13 protein-coding genes and 1 pseudogene are annotated in these 17,214 nt (G+C 55.3%); 6 read left to right on the top strand and 8 right to left on the bottom strand.

The genetic code is table 11. The features are described from left to right. Window positions 1–10 precede the first annotated feature (10 nt). On the bottom strand, window positions 11–1,666 hold the full coding sequence (gene pstA, locus ACIDEJ_RS07250; protein WP_411987418.1) for a phosphate ABC transporter permease PstA: 1,656 nt from the start codon (window positions 1,664–1,666) through the stop codon (window positions 11–13). Window positions 1,667–1,704: 38 nt separating this feature from the next. Beyond that, window positions 1,705–3,957 (bottom strand): ABC transporter permease subunit, encoded by a 2,253-nt coding sequence (locus tag ACIDEJ_RS07245; RefSeq protein ID WP_411987417.1) that lies wholly within the window; start codon window positions 3,955–3,957, stop codon window positions 1,705–1,707. 188 nt (window positions 3,958–4,145) lie between these two features. Between ACIDEJ_RS07245 and ACIDEJ_RS07240 the strand changes: the two genes are divergently transcribed. The 5 genes from ACIDEJ_RS07240 to ACIDEJ_RS07220 all read left to right on the top strand — a co-directional run bounded on the left by ACIDEJ_RS07240 (window position 4,146) and on the right by ACIDEJ_RS07220 (window position 8,697). Continuing rightward, on the top strand, window positions 4,146–4,649 hold the full coding sequence (locus ACIDEJ_RS07240) for a glycine cleavage system transcriptional repressor (protein ID WP_411987416.1): 504 nt from the start codon (window positions 4,146–4,148) through the stop codon (window positions 4,647–4,649). An 80-nt stretch (window positions 4,650–4,729) separates the two neighbouring features. Next, window positions 4,730–5,545 (top strand): DUF2797 domain-containing protein, encoded by an 816-nt coding sequence (locus ACIDEJ_RS07235; protein ID WP_411987415.1) that lies wholly within the window; start codon window positions 4,730–4,732, stop codon window positions 5,543–5,545. Between the two features lie 173 nt (window positions 5,546–5,718). Continuing rightward, a complete protein-coding gene (locus tag ACIDEJ_RS07230) occupies window positions 5,719–7,398 on the top strand; it encodes a carbon starvation CstA family protein (protein ID WP_411987414.1) in 1,680 nt (559 codons plus the stop codon). After that, window positions 7,398–7,670 carry a cory-CC-star protein gene (locus ACIDEJ_RS07225; protein WP_411987413.1) on the top strand — a complete coding sequence of 91 codons (273 nt, stop codon included), beginning with the start codon at window positions 7,398–7,400 and terminating at the stop codon, window positions 7,668–7,670. The genes ACIDEJ_RS07230 and ACIDEJ_RS07225 overlap by 1 nt, the downstream gene beginning before the upstream one ends. 19 nt (window positions 7,671–7,689) lie before the next feature. After that, entirely contained in the window at window positions 7,690–8,697 is a 1,008-nt protein-coding gene (locus ACIDEJ_RS07220) for an ArsA family ATPase (RefSeq protein WP_411987412.1), read from the top strand. A 99-nt stretch (window positions 8,698–8,796) separates the two neighbouring features. On the opposite strand, the gene ACIDEJ_RS07215 is transcribed toward ACIDEJ_RS07220, so the two are convergent. The 3 genes and pseudogenes from ACIDEJ_RS07215 to ACIDEJ_RS07205 form a co-directional block, all read right to left on the bottom strand. Continuing rightward, entirely contained in the window at window positions 8,797–10,389 is a 1,593-nt protein-coding gene (locus ACIDEJ_RS07215) for an ABC-F family ATPase (protein WP_411987411.1), read from the bottom strand. Between the two features lie 173 nt (window positions 10,390–10,562). Beyond that, window positions 10,563–12,788 carry a heavy metal translocating P-type ATPase gene (locus tag ACIDEJ_RS07210; RefSeq protein WP_411987471.1) on the bottom strand — a complete coding sequence of 742 codons (2,226 nt, stop codon included), beginning with the start codon at window positions 12,786–12,788 and terminating at the stop codon, window positions 10,563–10,565. Window positions 12,789–12,941: 153 nt separating this feature from the next. Continuing rightward, window positions 12,942–13,340, bottom strand: a pseudogene (locus tag ACIDEJ_RS07205) (heavy-metal-associated domain-containing protein); the annotation flags it as partial. A 138-nt stretch (window positions 13,341–13,478) separates the two neighbouring features. Here ACIDEJ_RS07205 and cueR point away from each other — a divergent pair. Continuing rightward, the gene (gene cueR, locus ACIDEJ_RS07200; RefSeq protein ID WP_411987410.1) at window positions 13,479–13,880 is read left to right on the top strand and encodes a Cu(I)-responsive transcriptional regulator; all 402 of its coding nucleotides are present in this window, start codon (window positions 13,479–13,481) and stop codon (window positions 13,878–13,880) included. Here cueR and ACIDEJ_RS07195 read toward each other — a convergent pair. From ACIDEJ_RS07195 to ACIDEJ_RS07185, 3 genes are all read right to left on the bottom strand, one after another. Next, complete coding sequence (locus tag ACIDEJ_RS07195) at window positions 13,877–15,934, bottom strand: S9 family peptidase (protein WP_411987470.1); 2,058 nt, start codon at window positions 15,932–15,934, stop codon at window positions 13,877–13,879. The genes cueR and ACIDEJ_RS07195 overlap by 4 nt on opposite strands. A gap of 45 nt (window positions 15,935–15,979) precedes the next feature. Continuing rightward, the gene (locus tag ACIDEJ_RS07190; RefSeq protein WP_411987409.1) at window positions 15,980–16,186 is read right to left on the bottom strand and encodes a hypothetical protein; all 207 of its coding nucleotides are present in this window, start codon (window positions 16,184–16,186) and stop codon (window positions 15,980–15,982) included. Window positions 16,187–16,448: 262 nt separating this feature from the next. Next, a complete protein-coding gene (locus ACIDEJ_RS07185) occupies window positions 16,449–17,204 on the bottom strand; it encodes an SDR family oxidoreductase (protein ID WP_411987408.1) in 756 nt (251 codons plus the stop codon). Window positions 17,205–17,214 lie beyond the last annotated feature (10 nt).

Raw genomic sequence — 17,214 nt, 5'->3', positions numbered from 1 at the left:
GCACTGGTGCCTAGTTTTCCAGCGAGCGATATTTTTCACGTAAATGGTTACGCACGCTAATCGCCGTCAGGTTAAGCGCCACAATCACTGTTACCAACAGGAAAGAGGTGGCGTATACCAATGGCCGTGCGGCCTCCACATTGGGACTTTGGAAGCCCACATCATAGATATGGAACCCCAAATGCATGAACTTACGTTCCAGATGCACAAAGGGGAAATTTATATCCACCGGCAGGTTGGGTGCCAGCTTGACCACCCCCACCAGCATCAATGGCGCCACTTCCCCGGCGGCGCGGGCAACCGCCAGGATCAGCCCGGTCATAATCGCCGGGCTGGCCATGGGAATGATGATGCGCCATAACGTTTCCGCCTTGGTGGCACCCAGCGCCAGGCTGCCTTGGCGCACCGCGCTGGGAATGCGCGACAAGCCCTCTTCGGTGGAAACAATCACCACGGGCAAGGTCAATATGGCCAGGGTCAAGGCCGACCAAATCACCCCGGGTGAGCCAAAGGTCGGCGATGGCAGTGCTTCCGGATACAACAGTTTGTCGATGGAGCCCCCCACCATGTAAACAAAAAAGCCCAAGCCAAACACCCCGTATACAATCGAGGGCACACCGGCAAGATTGATCACCGCAATCCGGATAATCTTGGTCAGCGGCCCTTTGCGGGCATATTCGTGCAGATAGATGGCGGCAATCACGCCAAACGGCGTCACGATAATGGCCATCAACAACACCATGAATACCGTGCCGAAAATGGCCGGGAACACGCCGCCTTCCGTATTGGCCTCCCGGGGATCTTCGCTGACAAAGCGCCCGACACGCACGCACCAGGTACCCAGTTTCTGCCAGAAATTCATCCGGTTGACATAATCCGCATCCAGCACGGTATCCAGAGACAGGGTGACTTCCTGGCCGCGCATGTCCTTCAGGATGACAGCATCCTGTGCCGCTTGTTCACGCAGGGCAAACAGTTGTTTTTCCAGCAGTTGATACTGTTGCTGCAACTGTTCACTTTGCCGGGCCAATTCTGCCTGGCGTTCTGGGGTGAATGCGCCTTCGAGCTCCCATTTGCGGCCTTTCAGGCGCAAACGCTCCAGTTCATAGTTAACTGAGCCAATGTCCTGTTTTTGCAGTTTGTTGGCTTGTTCATTCAAATCCACCGCCCGCTGGATATGCTGCTGCAACACTTCGGCAATATCATCGGTGGCAGGCAAACGTTTGCCCGCTTCCAGCACCGCTACCGGATAACCGTAAAAGTTACCGTTTTTACTGCGCTCCACCAGTGCCAATGCTGCCGGTGCAGTGCGGGACTGAATATCCGTTGACAAAATCCAGCGAAAATCCAGGCTGACAAATTCACGGTTGCCGGTTTTTACCAAAAAGCGTTCCACGAATTCACCGGGATCGGTTTTAAACTGATGACCGGCGGCCTGCAAACGCTCCGTAGGCACCTGTTCCCGATCGTGAATTTCACCAATCAGGGTGTACGGTTTGCCGTTTTCGTCCAGCATCTGCCACTGATAGATTGTCGCCGGCCAGAAATAACTCAGTCCCCGCCAGGCAATCAGCAGTAGCAACCCCAGCACGGCAATCAAACTGATACTCACCGCACCACCTGTCATCCAGATCCACGGCGCCCCGGATTTAAACCATTTGTTCATTGCGCCCCTCGCACCCATATATCATCTGCACAATCCGGTTACAGCGAACTGTAACGTTCACGCAGGCGCTGCCGTACCACTTCGGCAACCGTGTTAAAAATGAAAGTGAAGACAAACAGCACAAAGGCGGCCAGAAACAGTACTCGGTAGTGAGAACTCCCGATGGCTGACTCTGGCATTTCCACTGCAATGTTTGCCGCCAGGGTTCGCATGCCCTGGAACACACTCCAATCCATAATGGCCGTATTCCCGGTTGCCATCAGTACAATCATGGTTTCGCCCACGGCGCGGCCAAGGCCCATCATCACCGCGGAAAAAATCCCCGGGCTGGCGGTCAATAACACCACGCGGGTCAGGGTTTGCCAACGGGTGGCCCCCAGCGCCAGGCTGCCGTTGGACAAATGCCGCGGCACGGAAAAAATGGCATCTTCGGCAATGGAGAAAATGGTCGGGATCACCGCAAAACCCATGGCAATGCCAACTACCAGCGCATTACGCTGATCAAAATTAATCCCCAACACGTTGGTAATGTACTGCCGGGTATCGCCGTGGAACAGCCACAGTTCGATGCTGGGGCTGATGGCAAATGCCAGCCATCCCACAAAACAGATGACCGGCACCAATAGCAACTCTTGGTAAGTGTCGGGCAGTATCAGCTTGATGCGGGCGGGCAAGTGGGACCAGGCAAAAGCACTCAACAATATGGTGACCGGTAGCATAAGCAATAACACCAACAAGCCCGGCAAATGCTCCTCAATCAGCGGTGCCAGCCACAATCCGGCAAGAAAGCCCAAAATCACCGTGGGTAGCGCTTCCATGATTTCAATGGTGGGTTTTACCAAGGAGCGCACTTTGGATGACATGAAGTAAGCCGTGTAAATGGCCCCGGCAATGGCAAGGGGTACCGCAAACAACATGGCATAAAACGCCGCCTTGATGGTGCCAAACGCCAGAGGCATGAGGCTCAGTTTGGCTTCGAAATCATCAGAGCCGGAGGTGGACTGCCACACATACTGGGGTTCTGGGTAGCCTTCATACCACACCTTGTTCCACAGGGCGCTCCAGGACACTTCTGGATGGGCGTTATCCACGGCAAACAGTTGCAATTGGTCACCAGCCTGTACAACCAAGGCATTGGCACGGGGACTGAAAGCCATGGCAGAGGGGCGTTGTAAATCAAATTTGTGGGAATACAGCTCCCGCTGACTGGTGGTGTACAGCAGCTCCAAGGTGCCGTCATGACTGATGGAGGCAAAACTCTTGCGATAATATTCACCGGCCAAGGCGCTGATGTTCCCCAACCCCTGAAACTCCCGGATATACTGATACAAGCGGCCGTGCTCACTGGCCACCTGAAAATACTGCGCCACCACCCCGGTGTTATAGCTCACCAGCAGGGAGCTGGCCCCTGCCAGCAAACTGATATTGCTCACCTTGGCTTTACTGCGCTCCAGATCCAGCACTTGCAGCAGGCTGATATCATCAACTTCATTCACGTCATAGATGAAAACCTTGTTACCGGCGTGCAATAACAGCTGGCGCTGATCCGGTGTTAGCAGGGAATGCTCCACCTTGGCAGGCGTATTGGGCAGGTTGACATGGTGCTGTTGCCATTCCACCTCTTCAGTCAGCATGTTTTGCTCACCATCAAGGCGGGTCAGAAACCATTGCTGTGCCGCGTTGCGATAGGCAAACGTTACCTTGTCACTGCTGAGGGCAAACGCCAACTGCAGCAAAGGGGTACCATCCTGTGCCACTTTGATTAACGGCTCACCCAAAGGATAACGCACCCCAGGGGTGATAAGCCTTTTGTTATCGGGATAACTCACCCCGAAACCAGGGCCGGCCACCAGCGCCTGGCCATTATCCAGCCCCAGGGCAAACAGCTGCTGATTGGGCATGGATACCGCACTGCTGACCACCTTTACATCCGCAGGCAATGGCAAGGGTTTGGTTTGGGTGGAGCCATCGGCAATCCGGTGAAAATCCACGGCGCCTTGTTCACTGACCCGGTAAACCAGCTCATTTTGCTCATCGGCACCCACCATCAGGGAGAGACTGTCAGATGCCAGGGTAATGCGGTGCAGCGGTGTCACTTTGGCAGGATCAAATACCGGCTTGATGACATACAACAGATAGAAAAATATCAGCAGCAGCGCCACAAACACCATCACGCCACCCACAGTGACACCCCACCTGGCCAGCACATCGGTGAGCGCCCGCCGGTTGCCACGTTTCTCCATCAAGAAATCATGGGATGCTGAAGCAGGTTTAGCGACCTGACTTTCCATCGAAAACCTCTATTATTTAAACTGTAGCGCGTGTCACTGAATAAGTGTCAGGCAAGGGTTTATGGCCCATATTACAACCTGCTCACCCGGTTCGCTGCCATCCATATGGTAATTTGCGAATTATATGACGCAAAAATGACAGCAATGTTACACCGGCAACTTTTAACTGGATACAGGAGCCCGGCAACATGCACAGATATCTCCTCACATTACAGGTACCAGACCGCCCCGGACTGGTAGAACAGATTGCCAATGCCATCAGTCATCACGGTGGTAACTGGCTGGACTCCGAGCTGCGCCATATTGACGGCATTTTTGCCGCCATTCTCTTGTTGGAAATCGCGCCCCAGCAGTGGGATGACTTGCAAGAATCCCTTGAGTCCATTGATGGCCTTAGCCTCACGGTGGCCAAAGCCTCCGCCTTCCAGCCACCGCGGCAACGCCTGACTTACAATCTGGTGGCTTATGACCGTCCCGGATTGGTCAAAGAGATCTCCAACAAGCTCAGCAGCCTGGGGATTAACATTGAACGCTTCAGCAGCAAATACGAAAGTGCCAGCCATACGGGCATTGCGCTGTTTCGTGCCACCATCAGTTTAGGGCTCAGTGACCCCCACCAGGAAGAATTACTGGCTGAAGCCCTTTACGAGATTGGTGATGATGTGGTGATTGACAAAGTGCGCAGCCGTTAAGGAAACACTTGTGTCACAAGCGGCATCCAGGGCCCAGACCTGTTACACTGCCGGTAAAATCACGCGCATCATTAAACACTATGTTAGGAACACTGGATAAAATGGCCGTCACACTGGATGACAACGGCCAGGCGCAGTACGCACTGCGTGTAGGTGAGCAGCAATTGCCCCTTAACCCGCTTATCGGCCAACCGTTATCACTGCATTTCACCGGCAACATCCGCTGCTGCCATTGTGGCCGTGCCACTAAAAAAAGTTACTCCCAGGGCCATTGTTACGTCTGCATGCAAAAACTGGCCAGCTGCGACATGTGCATCATGAAGCCGGAAACCTGTCATTTTGCCCAAGGGACCTGCCGCGAGCCCCAGTGGGGAGAAGATCACTGCTTTGTGCCCCACTATGTTTATCTGGCCAATACCTCGGCCATCAAGGTCGGCATTACCCGCCATACGCAACTGCCCACCCGCTGGCTGGATCAAGGCGCCACCCAGGGAATGCCGCTGTTTCGGGTGAATTCCCGCTATCTTTCCGGGCTTATTGAAGTGGCATTGGCGCAGTTGATTGCCGATAAAACCAACTGGCGCGCCATGCTCAAGGGAGATAATCCGCCACTGGATTTGAAAGCGGAAGCCCGCTTACTGTTGCCCCAAATTCAGCAAAAGCTGCAAGCGCTGGATAATGGCCGCTCCTTCATCATTGAAACCCTGGATGCCCCCATCACCCAAATTCGTTATCCGGTAAGCCAATATCCCACCAAGATTGTTTCCCACAATTTTGACAAAAACGCCACCGTCACAGGAACATTGCTAGGGATAAAAGGGCAATATTTACTCTTTGATACCGGCGTGATTAACATCCGCAAATTCACCGCCTATGAAGTGGCGGTGGAGCTGTAGCCCGATAGTGCCTTCCCACGTTCTGTTCCCAGTTGGCGTTTTCCCTCCGGCTGGGACATCCCTCTAGCCGTTTTTTGCCTGCCCTGCTTTAGACATTGGTCGCATATTAGCCAATTTTGCAATCATTTAACATTCATTAAATATACCGATAACACAACACCCAGAGGTGATGCATGAATGCTATCTTTTTGATGTTAATGGGGTTAGGCGCAATGGCCTTGGGCTATTTCGTTTATTCCAAATTCATCTGCGAGAAAATTTTCAAGGTGGATCCCAATTTTGTCACCCCTGCCCACGCCATGCAGGATGGCGTGGATTATGTTCCCACCAATAAATATGTGTTGTGGGGACACCATTTCACCTCGGTGGCAGGCGCCGCCCCCATCATTGGGCCGGCCATTGCCGTTATCTGGGGCTGGGTGCCGGCTTTTTTATGGGTAACCCTTGGCACCATCTTTTTTGCCGGGGTGCATGATGCCGGCGCCATCTGGGCCAGTAACCGCAATAAAGCCAAATCCATAGGCGCGGTGACCGGTGACGTGATTGGCACCCGGGCGCGTTCCATTTTCATGGTGGTTATTTTTCTGGTATTGCTGATGGTGAACGCGGTATTTGCCGTGGTGATTGCCAAGCAGCTGATTAACTTTCCCAGTGCCACACTGCCGGTATGGGGCGCCATTGTGGTGGCCCTGATTGTGGGCCAGCTCATCTACCGGCGCCTGATCAACCTGCTACTGGTTTCCATCATCGGTGTGGGTGCGCTGTATGCCATGATTTATGTGGGACCCATGGTGCCCATTTCCCTGCCGGAGATGCTGGGACCGCTGACAGACAATGAAAGCTGGATCATCATCCTGTTTGTTTATGCTGCCATTGCATCCCTGTTACCGGTATGGATGTTGCTGCAACCGAGGGATTACATCAACGGCATCCAGTTGTTTATCGGCTTGGGGTTATTGTATGGTGCGGTGATCATCTCTGGGCCGGAGATTGTGGCACCCGCATTCAATACCGATGTACCGGAAGGCACGCCCTCCCTGGTGCCATTGCTGTTTGTGACCATCGCCTGCGGGGCCATTTCCGGTTTCCACGGTTTGGTGGCCAGCGGCACCACCTCCAAGCAGCTGGATAAAGAACCCGACCTGCGTTTTGTAGGCTACTTTGGCGCCATTGGTGAGGGGTCACTGGCACTGGCGGCCATTATTGCCACTACCGCCGGTTTTGCCACGCTGGCTGACTGGCAAAGCATCTATCACTCCTTCGGCCAGGGAGGCGTGGGTGCCTTTATCCGGGGCGGCGCCAATATTCTGGAATCGGGTCTGGGACTGGATGAAACCATGGCACAAACCCTGCTCACGGTAATGGTGGTGTTGTTTGCCGGCACCACCATGGATACCGGGTTACGCTTGCAACGTTACATTTTTCAGGAATGGGGCCACATCTACAAACTGAACTGGATGAGCAACGGCACCATTGCCACATTACTGGCCGTAGGATCCTGTTTGCTGCTGGCCTTTGGTGCTGGTGGCGACGGCGCCGGCGGTTTGCTGATTTGGCCACTGTTTGGCACCACCAACCAGTTGCTGGGCGGATTGACCTTATTGGTGATCACCGTGATGCTGGTAAAACTGGGACGGCCCATGATCTACACGCTGGCTCCCTTGGTATTCCTGCTGGTGATGACCATTGCCGGGCTGGTCATTCAGCTCAAGGGCTTCTATGTGAAAGAGGATTGGTTCCTGTTCACGCTGGATCTGATTGTGCTGATTGCGGCAATCATCATTACCCTTGAGTGTGTGTCCACCCTCAGCAAAACCATTAAAGACCGCAAAATCACAGCCACAGGTGAATAATGAAACTGGAAAAAATTCGTCGACTGTTCCGTGATGTCAGCCAGCTGGCCGAAGAGGCCTACAATGCACCGTTTCGTTCGGCAATTGCCAGAGCCAGGCGGGAACAGGACGATCTTTTCATGCTGCTGATTTTTTCCGAAATGATGGGCGTGCCGAATCCTGCCGGTTATTACACCCTGGAGCTGCAGCCCATCATGCTGGAAAAATTCCACGACTGGCATGTGCGCATGGGCATGCCCCACTCGCCCCTTGACCAGTTCAAATGCTGTTAACAAAGGATGGTATCGCCCCATGGCACAATTAACCGACAAGCAGGTCATCTGGGTAGGCGGCAAGGGCGGTGTGGGCAAAACCACGGTGTCATCGGCACTGGCCTTGCTGGCCGCTGGCCGCAACAAGCGGGTACTGTTGGTGTCCACCGATCCGGCCCATAGTCTGTCTGACGCCTTTGCCAGGCAAATTGGTGACAGCATCACCCGCTTGGCGCCCAATCTGGATGCACTGGAGATTGACCCGGATCAGGAAGTACAACGGCATCTGGAACAGGTGACCCGTCAGTTGCAGCGTTTTACCCGCCCGGAGATGTACGGGGAAATCGAGCGGCAAATGCGCTTGACCCGCCAATCACCAGGCGCTCAGGAAGCCGCACTGCTCGAGCGCATAGCCCACACCATAGAATTGGGGCAGCAACACTATGATCTGGTGATTTTCGATACGGCGCCCACGGGCCATACCCTGCGCCTGCTGAGCCTGCCAGAAGCCATTGCCGCTTGGACCCAGGGCCTGCTCAAGGCCAATGAACGCTCTGAAAAACTGGGGGCGGTACTGGAACACCTGACGCCCAAAGCCGGACGGGATATTGACAACCCGTTTGATGATCCCGCAGAACACGCCACCGCCGGCATGGACCCGCGCAACAAAGAGATTGCCAACACCCTGTTGACCCGGCAACGCCTGTTGCAACGCACCCGGGAAATTTTGCTGGATCAGCAGCGAACCGCCCTGCTGTTTGTACTCACCCCGGAAAAACTGCCGATTTTGGAAACCCGCCGTGCCGTGGCCAGCTTGCAGGCTGAAAAACTGCCCTTGGCCGGTTTGGTGATTAACCGGATTTTACCGGAGAGCGCCGACGGTGAGTTTCTGGCCCAGCGCCGGGCGCAGGAACACAAGCATTTACAGGAAATAACCCAACGTTTTGCCGACCTGCCGCTATTTCGCCTGCCATTGCAGCCTACGGACATAGAAGGATTAAGCGGGCTGGAGCAGATGGCCGCAAGATTACAGCAAGCGGGGCTGTAAGGCTTACTGTAATGTACAAAAAAGCCCGCATTGGCGGGCTTTTTGATGACGCGGATGTGTCTTTTAGACCGTAAGACTTGCCGATTTCCTGTCAGTCTTCTAGCCTTCAATCCCCTTGCTGGCAAGAAACTCATCATAAGAGCCCTTGAAGTCTGTAACGCCGTTGGCGGAAACTTCAAGAATGCGGGTGGCCAGTGATGACACGAATGCACGGTCATGGGATACGAAGAACAACGTGCCTTCATACAGTTCCAACGCATTGTTCAATGACTCAATGGACTCCATATCCAGATGGTTGGTGGGTTCGTCCATCACCAAAATATTGGGCTTTTGCAACATCAGTTTGCCAAACAGCATGCGTCCCTGTTCACCACCTGAGAGCACTTTGACGGACTTTTTAATATCATCGGCGCTAAACAGCATGCGCCCCAGTACCGCCCGCACGGCCTGATCATCGTCCCCTTCCCGGCGCCACTGGCTCATCCAGTCAAACAGGTTCATGTCGTTTTCAAAATCATCGGCATGATCCTGGGCGTAATAACCGATACTGCTGTTTTCTGACCATTGAATGGTGCCTGACTGCTGGGGCAGTTCATGGATTAAGGTGCGCACCAGCGTGGTTTTACCGGCACCGTTTTCCCCCAGGATGGCAATGCGCTCACCCACTTCGGCAATCAGGTTCACGTCTTTGAACAGCGGGCTGTCGTAACCGTTGCTGAGGTTTTCCACAATCAGTGCATTACGGAACAGTTTCTTGTCCTGTTCAAAACGGATATAGGGGTTAACCCGGCTGGAAGCCTTCACTTCATCCAGCTTGATTTTATCAATCTGGCGGGCGCGGGAAGTGGCCTGCTTGGCCTTGGAGGCGTTGGCCGAAAAACGGGCAACGAAGGTCTGCAACTCGGCAATCTGCGCTTTCTTCTTGGCATTTTCCGCCAGCAGGCGCTCACGGGCCTGGGAAGCTGCCGTCATGTATTCATCGTAGTTGCCGGGATAAATCCGCAATTCACCGTAATCCAGATCCGCCATGTGGGTACACACGGAGTTAAGGAAATAACGGTCATGGGAGATGATGATCATGGTGCTGTTACGCTGGTTCAGGGTTTCCTGCAACCAGCGAATGGTGTCAATGTCCAGGTTGTTGGTGGGTTCATCCAGTAACAGGATGTCCGGATCGGCAAACAACGCCTGAGCCAGCAGCACCCGCAGTTTCCAACCGGGCGCTACGGCGCTCATGGGGCCAAAATGCTGCTCCAGCCCGATGCCTACCCCCAACAGCAACTCACCGGCACGGGACTCGGCGGTGTAACCGTCCATCTCGGCAAATTCCATCTCCAGCTCGGCAACCTTGATGCCGTCCTCTTCGCTCATTTCCGGCAAAGAATAGATGCGATCCCGCTCCTGCTTTACTTTCCACAGTTCCTTGTGACCCATGATGACAGTGTCAATCACACTGAACTCTTCGTAGGCAAACTGATCCTGATTCAATTTCCCCAAGCGTTCGTTCACATCCAGCGACACGTTGCCAGAGGTGGGTTCCAGCTCACTGGACAGGATTTTCATGAAAGTGGACTTACCGCACCCATTGGCCCCAATCAGGCCATAGCGGTTACCGTCACCGAATTTGACGGAGATGTTTTCAAACAGTGGCTTAACGCCGAACTGCATGGTGATGTTCGCGGTTGTGATCACGTCAGGATTTCCAAATCTGTAGCTGAATGAGTAAGGCATCGGCCAGCATCAATGCCAACCGACAAAGCGCGTCACTATAAACAGCCACGGCGGATTTATCAACCACACCGCCATGACACTTGCCCCGGCTTCCCCGCCCATCACGACAACGCCGCGGGCGGAAAAGGCACCAATTACAGCTTTTGATGGCGCAGCCGGTTGGCGTTACTGACCACGGTTAATGAGGACAAGGCCATGGCGGCACCGGCAATCACCGGGCTTAGCAATACGCCGAACACCGGGTATAACACGCCGGCGGCCAGCGGAATGCCGCAGCTGTTATAAACAAAGGCGCCAAAGAGATTCTGCTTGATGTTCTGCAAGGTGGCCCTGGACAAGGCAAATGCCTGGGCCAGATTTTCCAATCGGGGGCTTAGCAGCGTTAAATCCGCGCTTTCTATGGCCACGTCCGTACCGCTGCCCATTGCCACCCCCACATCTGCCGCCGCCAGTGCCGGGGCATCATTAATGCCGTCGCCCACCATGGCCACCACTTCACCTTGCTGTTGCAGTTTTTTAATCCACGCCTGTTTTTCATCCGGCAACACGTCGGCAATCACCTGGCTGATACCCAACTGCCGGGCCACGGCCCTCGCGGTTTGTTGATTGTCCCCCGAGAGCAACACCAGCTTTTTCCCCTGCTGTTGCAAGGCGGCCAATGCGGCTTTGGCACCTGCCCGCACCGGATCGCTAATGGCCAGCATGGCCACCAGCTTACCGTTGCAGGCGGCCAGTACTGGTGTTTGCCCAAGGCGCGCGGCGCCATCCAGCACGGATGACAGCCTTGAGGGCTCAACACCTGCCAATGTTGCCATCAGTTGCTGATTGCCGATGTGCCATTGCTGGCCATCCACGCGGCCGATAATGCCTTGCCCGCGGCGATACTCAAAGGCTTCAGGGGTTTTCAGTCCGATGCTGCGCTGGGCTGCTGCCGCCATGAAGGCCTGGGCCAACGGATGCCCGGATTGCCGCTCCAGTGAAGCCACGGCAGTCAGTAAGGCCGTTTCATCCACGGATGCATCAAATGGCTCAATGGCCACCAGCTGCGGTTTGCCCTCGGTAACCGTGCCGGTTTTATCCAGCACCACGCAACTCACTTTGCTGGCGGTTTGCAACGCTTCACCGTTTTTAATCAACACCCCCATGCGGGCCGCTCGCCCCACTGCCACCATGATGGACATGGGCGTTGCCAGCCCCAAAGCGCAGGGACAGGCAATGATCAGTACACTGGTCAGCACCACCAGTGCATGGGACAACTGAGGCGCCGGCCCGGCCACATACCAGATAATGGCGGCCACCAGGGCAATCACCACCACCACAGGCACAAACACCCCGGCAATTTTATCCGTCAGCCGCCCAATGGGCATTTTGGAGGTTTGCGCTTCTTGTACCAACGCAATGATTTTTGCCAGGCGAGTGTCTTTCGCTCCGGCGGTCACCCGGTAAGTCAGGCTGCCGTCACCATTGATGGTACCGGCGCTGACACGCCCCCCGGCTTGTTTATTCACCGGCATGGGCTCGCCGGTGAGCATGGACTCATCCAGCAATGACTCACCGCTTGTTACCTCGCCATCCAGCGCCACTTTATCCCCTGGGCGTAAGCGCAGCACATCACCGGTTTGCAGGGTGTGAATGGGCACCTGTTCATCGCCGTTATCGGTCACTTTCCAGGCACTGCTGGCTTGCAGGCCGATTAACTGCTGCACCGCTTCACTGGTTTTGCCCCGGGCCCGCAGCTCCAGGGCATGTCCTAAGTTAATCAGGCCGATAATCATCACGCTGGCTTCAAAATAAACATGACGAGTACCGGCCGGAAACCACTGGGGAAACAGCACCACCGCGGAAGAATAAAGCCAGGCACACCCGGTGCCCAAGGCGATAAGGGTATCCATGTTGGCGCTTTTGGCTTTCAAGGCGCGCCACATGCCCCGGTAAAAATGGCCACCGCAACTTACCAGCAGCAGCAAACACAACAAGGCCACCAATCCCCAGCCCCAGCGTGAGCCATCGCTGTGCACTGTCATGTCACCGCCGGCCATACCCCAAACCATCAACGGGACGCCCACGGCCAGCGTCACCACAGACTGGATGATACGGGTGCGGTATTCCCGTTTGTCATGGGTGGCCTTATCCGCCATGGCATGAGCGGCATTGTCCACCACCTCACCGTGAAAACCCGCCGCTGCAAGCAGCTGCTGAGCCTTGCCAACCGCCATCTTTCCGGCAACGCTCACCTGCTTGTCGGCCAGATTGACCCGCGCATCCGCTCCGGCCTTAGCAAAGGCCTTCTCAATTTTTGCCACGCAGCTGGCGCAGCTCATATCCGGGACAAACAGCAATAGCGGCGCAGATGGAGACATCGGTGCCGTACTGCCTGCGGCTTCACTTATCTCTGTTGCCGGGGTGGGAATATGGCATGATGAAGGAGCCGCAGCGACCACTGAGGCTCCATCAGCTTTTGGGCAAATGGCGTTTTCCTCCTGGGTCCACAGCGCTGGACTAAAGCCCGCGTCACGGATAATCTCAAGCAAGCCTGCATCATCCATGGCACTTAAAACCGAGACCTTTTTCTCGGCCAGCGCCACCACTATCGCCCCGTCATTTTGCGTATCAACCCCCCGTTCATTGAGCGCCCGGCGGATCTTGGCTTCGCAGTGGCCGCAGTTCATGTCCGCCACATTAAAGGCATGCCAGCGGGCAGGAGCGTCAGCCACCTGATAACCGGCCTGTTGTAACTGGCTCACGGCCTGGGCCTTGGCAAGCGACGCGCCGCTATCCACATTCAGCGTCAAGGTTTTGCTGGGTACGTCTGTTTTGCACGCCACACCCGGCGTGGCGGCAAACAACCCCTGAATTTTGCGGGCACAGCCGGCGCACTGCATGTTTTGGATATGAAATTGATAAATGGCCATAAAATTTCCCCGATACCGATGGCACACCTGGCGGTGGCATCCTGATGGAAGACAGGGTAAAGTCTCCTGTTACTGGAGAGTCAAGCGCGGCTTGCCAGACAAGCATCAAACTTCAGCGATGGATCACGGGAGCAGCTCATGAAAATAGGCGAAGTGGCCAAAATGACCGGACTCAGCATTAAAAGCATCCGTTATTATCACGATATCGGGCTGGTGCAGGCAGAGCGGGGGGCTAATGGTTACCGGGAATACACTCACGGGCAACTGGCATCGCTGCAGTTTGTGCAACATTGCCGCGAGCTGGGGTTCAGCATTGAAGAGTGCAAGGACTTGCTGCAGCTCAAGCATAATCCCAAGCGCTGTGCCAGTGATGTGAAACGCCTGGCCAGCGAACACCTGAAAGCGCTGGAGCAGCGCATGGCAAGCCTTGCGGCATTGCATCATGAATTAAGCGAACTGGTGGCTCAATGCCATGGCGGCGACTCGCCGGACTGCCCCATTATTGACGGACTGTCTGGCAAAAGCGCTTGCCATCACTAAGGGGATACGGGCTTTGCCGCCATCACGGGTAATGCACCGGCATTTTCCAGCGCCAACGGCGGCAACGGGCCTGCCGGAGTGAAGCCCAGCACTTTTGCATAAAAGGCCAGCTCCGACTGCAGTGCCATCACCTGATTGCCCAGCTGCTGAAATCCATGCCCCTCTCCGGCGAAGCTCAGCAAGGCGGTAGGCACGCCTTTGCGTTTGAGTGCCTGGTAAATTTTCTCCGATTGTGCCGGTGCCACCACCTTGTCAGCCAGGCCCTGCAGCAACAGTAACGGTTCATTCAGCCCTTGAAGATGGTACAGTGGCGAGCGCTCACCATATTGCGCCGCAGCATCCGGGTACGGACCAATCAACTGTTCCAGATAACGGGATTCAAATTTATGGGTTTGCTGCATCAGGGAGGTCACATCGCTGATGCCATAATAACTGGTTCCGGCTTTAAACATATCGTGAAACGCCAGGGCAGACAACACGCTAAACCCTCCGGCACTGCTGCCCCGGATAAGCAGCCGCTCCGGGTCCACCCAGCCGGATTGCACCAGATAACGGGCGGCACCGAGCGCATCGTCTACCTCGGCAATGCCCCACTGACCATACAAACATTGGCGATAGGCGCGGCCATACCCGGAGCTGCCCCGATAATTGAGGTTAAATACTGCAAACCCCCTGCTGGTCCAGAATTGGATCTCCCGATTGTAGGCACTGCTGGCTTCGGCACTCGGGCCGCCATGCAACAGCATGATAAGCGGTGGCAGACTGTGCTTTGGTGGTACGTACAGGGGGTTTTTCGGCCCATAAAAATAGCCGTGGATCTGCACGCCATGGCCGTTATTGAAGCTCAGCGCCTGGGGCTGGGAAATATACTCCGGCTCCAGCCCTTTAATGGGCGGCGCATACACCAGTTCGGCGCCGCGGCCATAAACCCGGTAAATGCCCTGCTCCGGCGTGGTTTTGGCGCCAACGAAATACACGCCGTTATCGGCACTTATCACCTGGCCGACCCGGGCAAAATCCGCCGCTAGGGTTTCGCTGATACCGGTGTTCACATCCTGGCGCCACAGCTGTACCTTGCCGTTATGGCGCCAACTGAAAATCACACTGTGCGCATTTTCAAAGGCGTAGGCATGTTGCCCCAAACGCCATGCAGGAGCGCCAATCTCCCCTTCCAGCCGGGTTACCTGCTCAATGCTGCCGTCAGGTCGTACCCGGTACAGGTTCCACCAATTGTCGTAATCGGCAATGAAATACAACTGCCCGTCCGGGGCGTACAGTGGCTGCATTACCGCGCCTTGGCGCTCGCTGGCAATCTGCCGGATATTGCTGATTTGCCCTTTACGGTTAAGATCGCCCACCCACAGCTGCGTGTTATCCCAAGGCATGTTGGGATGATCCCAGGCAATCCAGGCCAGCTGGCTATTGTCGGCATTAATGGTGGGCGAGCTGAAAAAGTCATGCCCATCAACAAAGGTGTCGCCCTCACCGGCCACATTCAAATTGATGGTAACCAGGCTCGCCTTGGGTTCACCGCTCACGCGATGATCTTCCCGTACACAGATAATGCGCGAGCCTTTGGGATAAGAGATGCAGTCGGCATGGCGCGTGCCGGCAGGCGTGAGGGCAACGGCGTCCTGATTGGGGGCAATGCGATAAAACAACTGATCCGCTTTGCGGGTGGCAAACACGCTGTTGCCAATGGCCAGATAGGCTCCTCCGCCGTATTCATGCACCCGGCTGCCCAGTCCGAAACCTGCGGCCACCACCTGGGAGACCTGATTGTGATCATCCAGCTTGTTAATGGCCCACTGGCCTTGCTGCTGCGGTGTTGACTCACTGAAATACAGCGCCCCGTCCACCCGTTGCAACTGGCCAAGATGCACGCTTTGGGCAAAGACATCTTCAGCGCTTAAGGGAGAAACCCATGCACCAAAGGCGGCAGTGGTCACTTTGGGCGCATTGCTGTGGCTGGCGGTGTCAGACTGACGCTCGCAGCCACTTAGCCACAGCAGCGCCGTCAGTACCGCAATTTTTACCCCTAGCCCCACGCGCATCATCTACTGTCCCTCAACAAATGGCATCCGCTGGCCGCGGCATGATTACTTGCTTTTGAATTTTCGCAAAAACCAGTGCAGCACCTGTTGTTGCTGCAGCTTTGACAACCCGAAAAAGATACACAACCAGGGGGACAATAGATAGTACCAGCGGATTGGCGCAACAGAGCGCCCACTCAGCAACAGGTAAAAGAAACCACCGTATATCACCATGATCCCTAAGCATCCCAGCACCAGCATAAAGCGTTTCATTCCTGTTTCCAGCCAGTGCATCACGCTGCCTAACCCCTAAGTAGATTGCCACAATAAGCGCGAATTGTTCAATCTAACAGGCGGCATGTCAATTCAGGCTTGCGGTTTTTGGCAACAGACGGTGCCGGAATGGTGCCGGAACAATGAAAAATCCCGACACCTCCGCTGACCTGAGATAATGGTCTGGGGAGGTTATTCGGGATTTTTGCAGTCACTGGGCACATGGCGCCAAGACAAGCGCCGACGCCGCAAGTGGCGTGACTTACAGGTTCAAGCCGCCATCCACTTCAATCACCCGGCCATTGATGTAATCATTTTCAATGACGAATTTCACCGTGGCGGCCACTTCATCGGCTTGCCCCAAGCGGCCCACGGGAATGGCCTTTTCCAAGCGGGCCATGGCTTCAGGCTTCATGGTGGCGGTCATGTCAGTGGCAATCACCCCAGGGGCAATGGCCACCGCACGAATTTGGTGGCGGGCCAGCTCTCTGGCCCAGCCGACGGCCATGGCAGCCACGCCGGCTTTGGACGCCGAGTAGTTACTCTGCCCGATGTTGCCATGACGAGCCAGGCTGGAGATGTTGATAATCAGTCCCGGCTGCGCCGATTCAATCATGGCTGCGGCGGCTTCCCGTCCACACAAAAAACTGCCGCTGAGATTAACGTTAATCACCGCCTGGAATTGTGCCAGCGACATCCGTTCGGTTACCTGCCCGTCTTTGGCTTTCAACAACATGCCATCCAGCAAGATGCCGGCGCTGTTAACCAGTACGTTAAGCTGCCCGAAATCTTCCAGTATGAAACGGAAAGTGGCCATCACGTCCTCTTCATCGGTGATGTCTACCGCATACCCTTGCACCTCGGCTTCGCCCAACATGGCACAGGCCTGTTCCAGCTTCTGCTGATCCAAATCGATAAGTGCCAGCCTGGCACCGGCAGCGGCCAGTTGCTGTGCCATTGCGAACCCAAGGCCACCGGCACCGCCGGTGATTGCCACCACCTTATCTTTAATCTCCATCAAGTTTTCC

This window comes from Shewanella mytili (assembly GCF_046765975.1).
Lineage (GTDB): Bacteria > Pseudomonadota > Gammaproteobacteria > Enterobacterales > Shewanellaceae > Shewanella > Shewanella mytili.
This window is presented reverse-complemented; position numbering and strand designations above follow the sequence as displayed.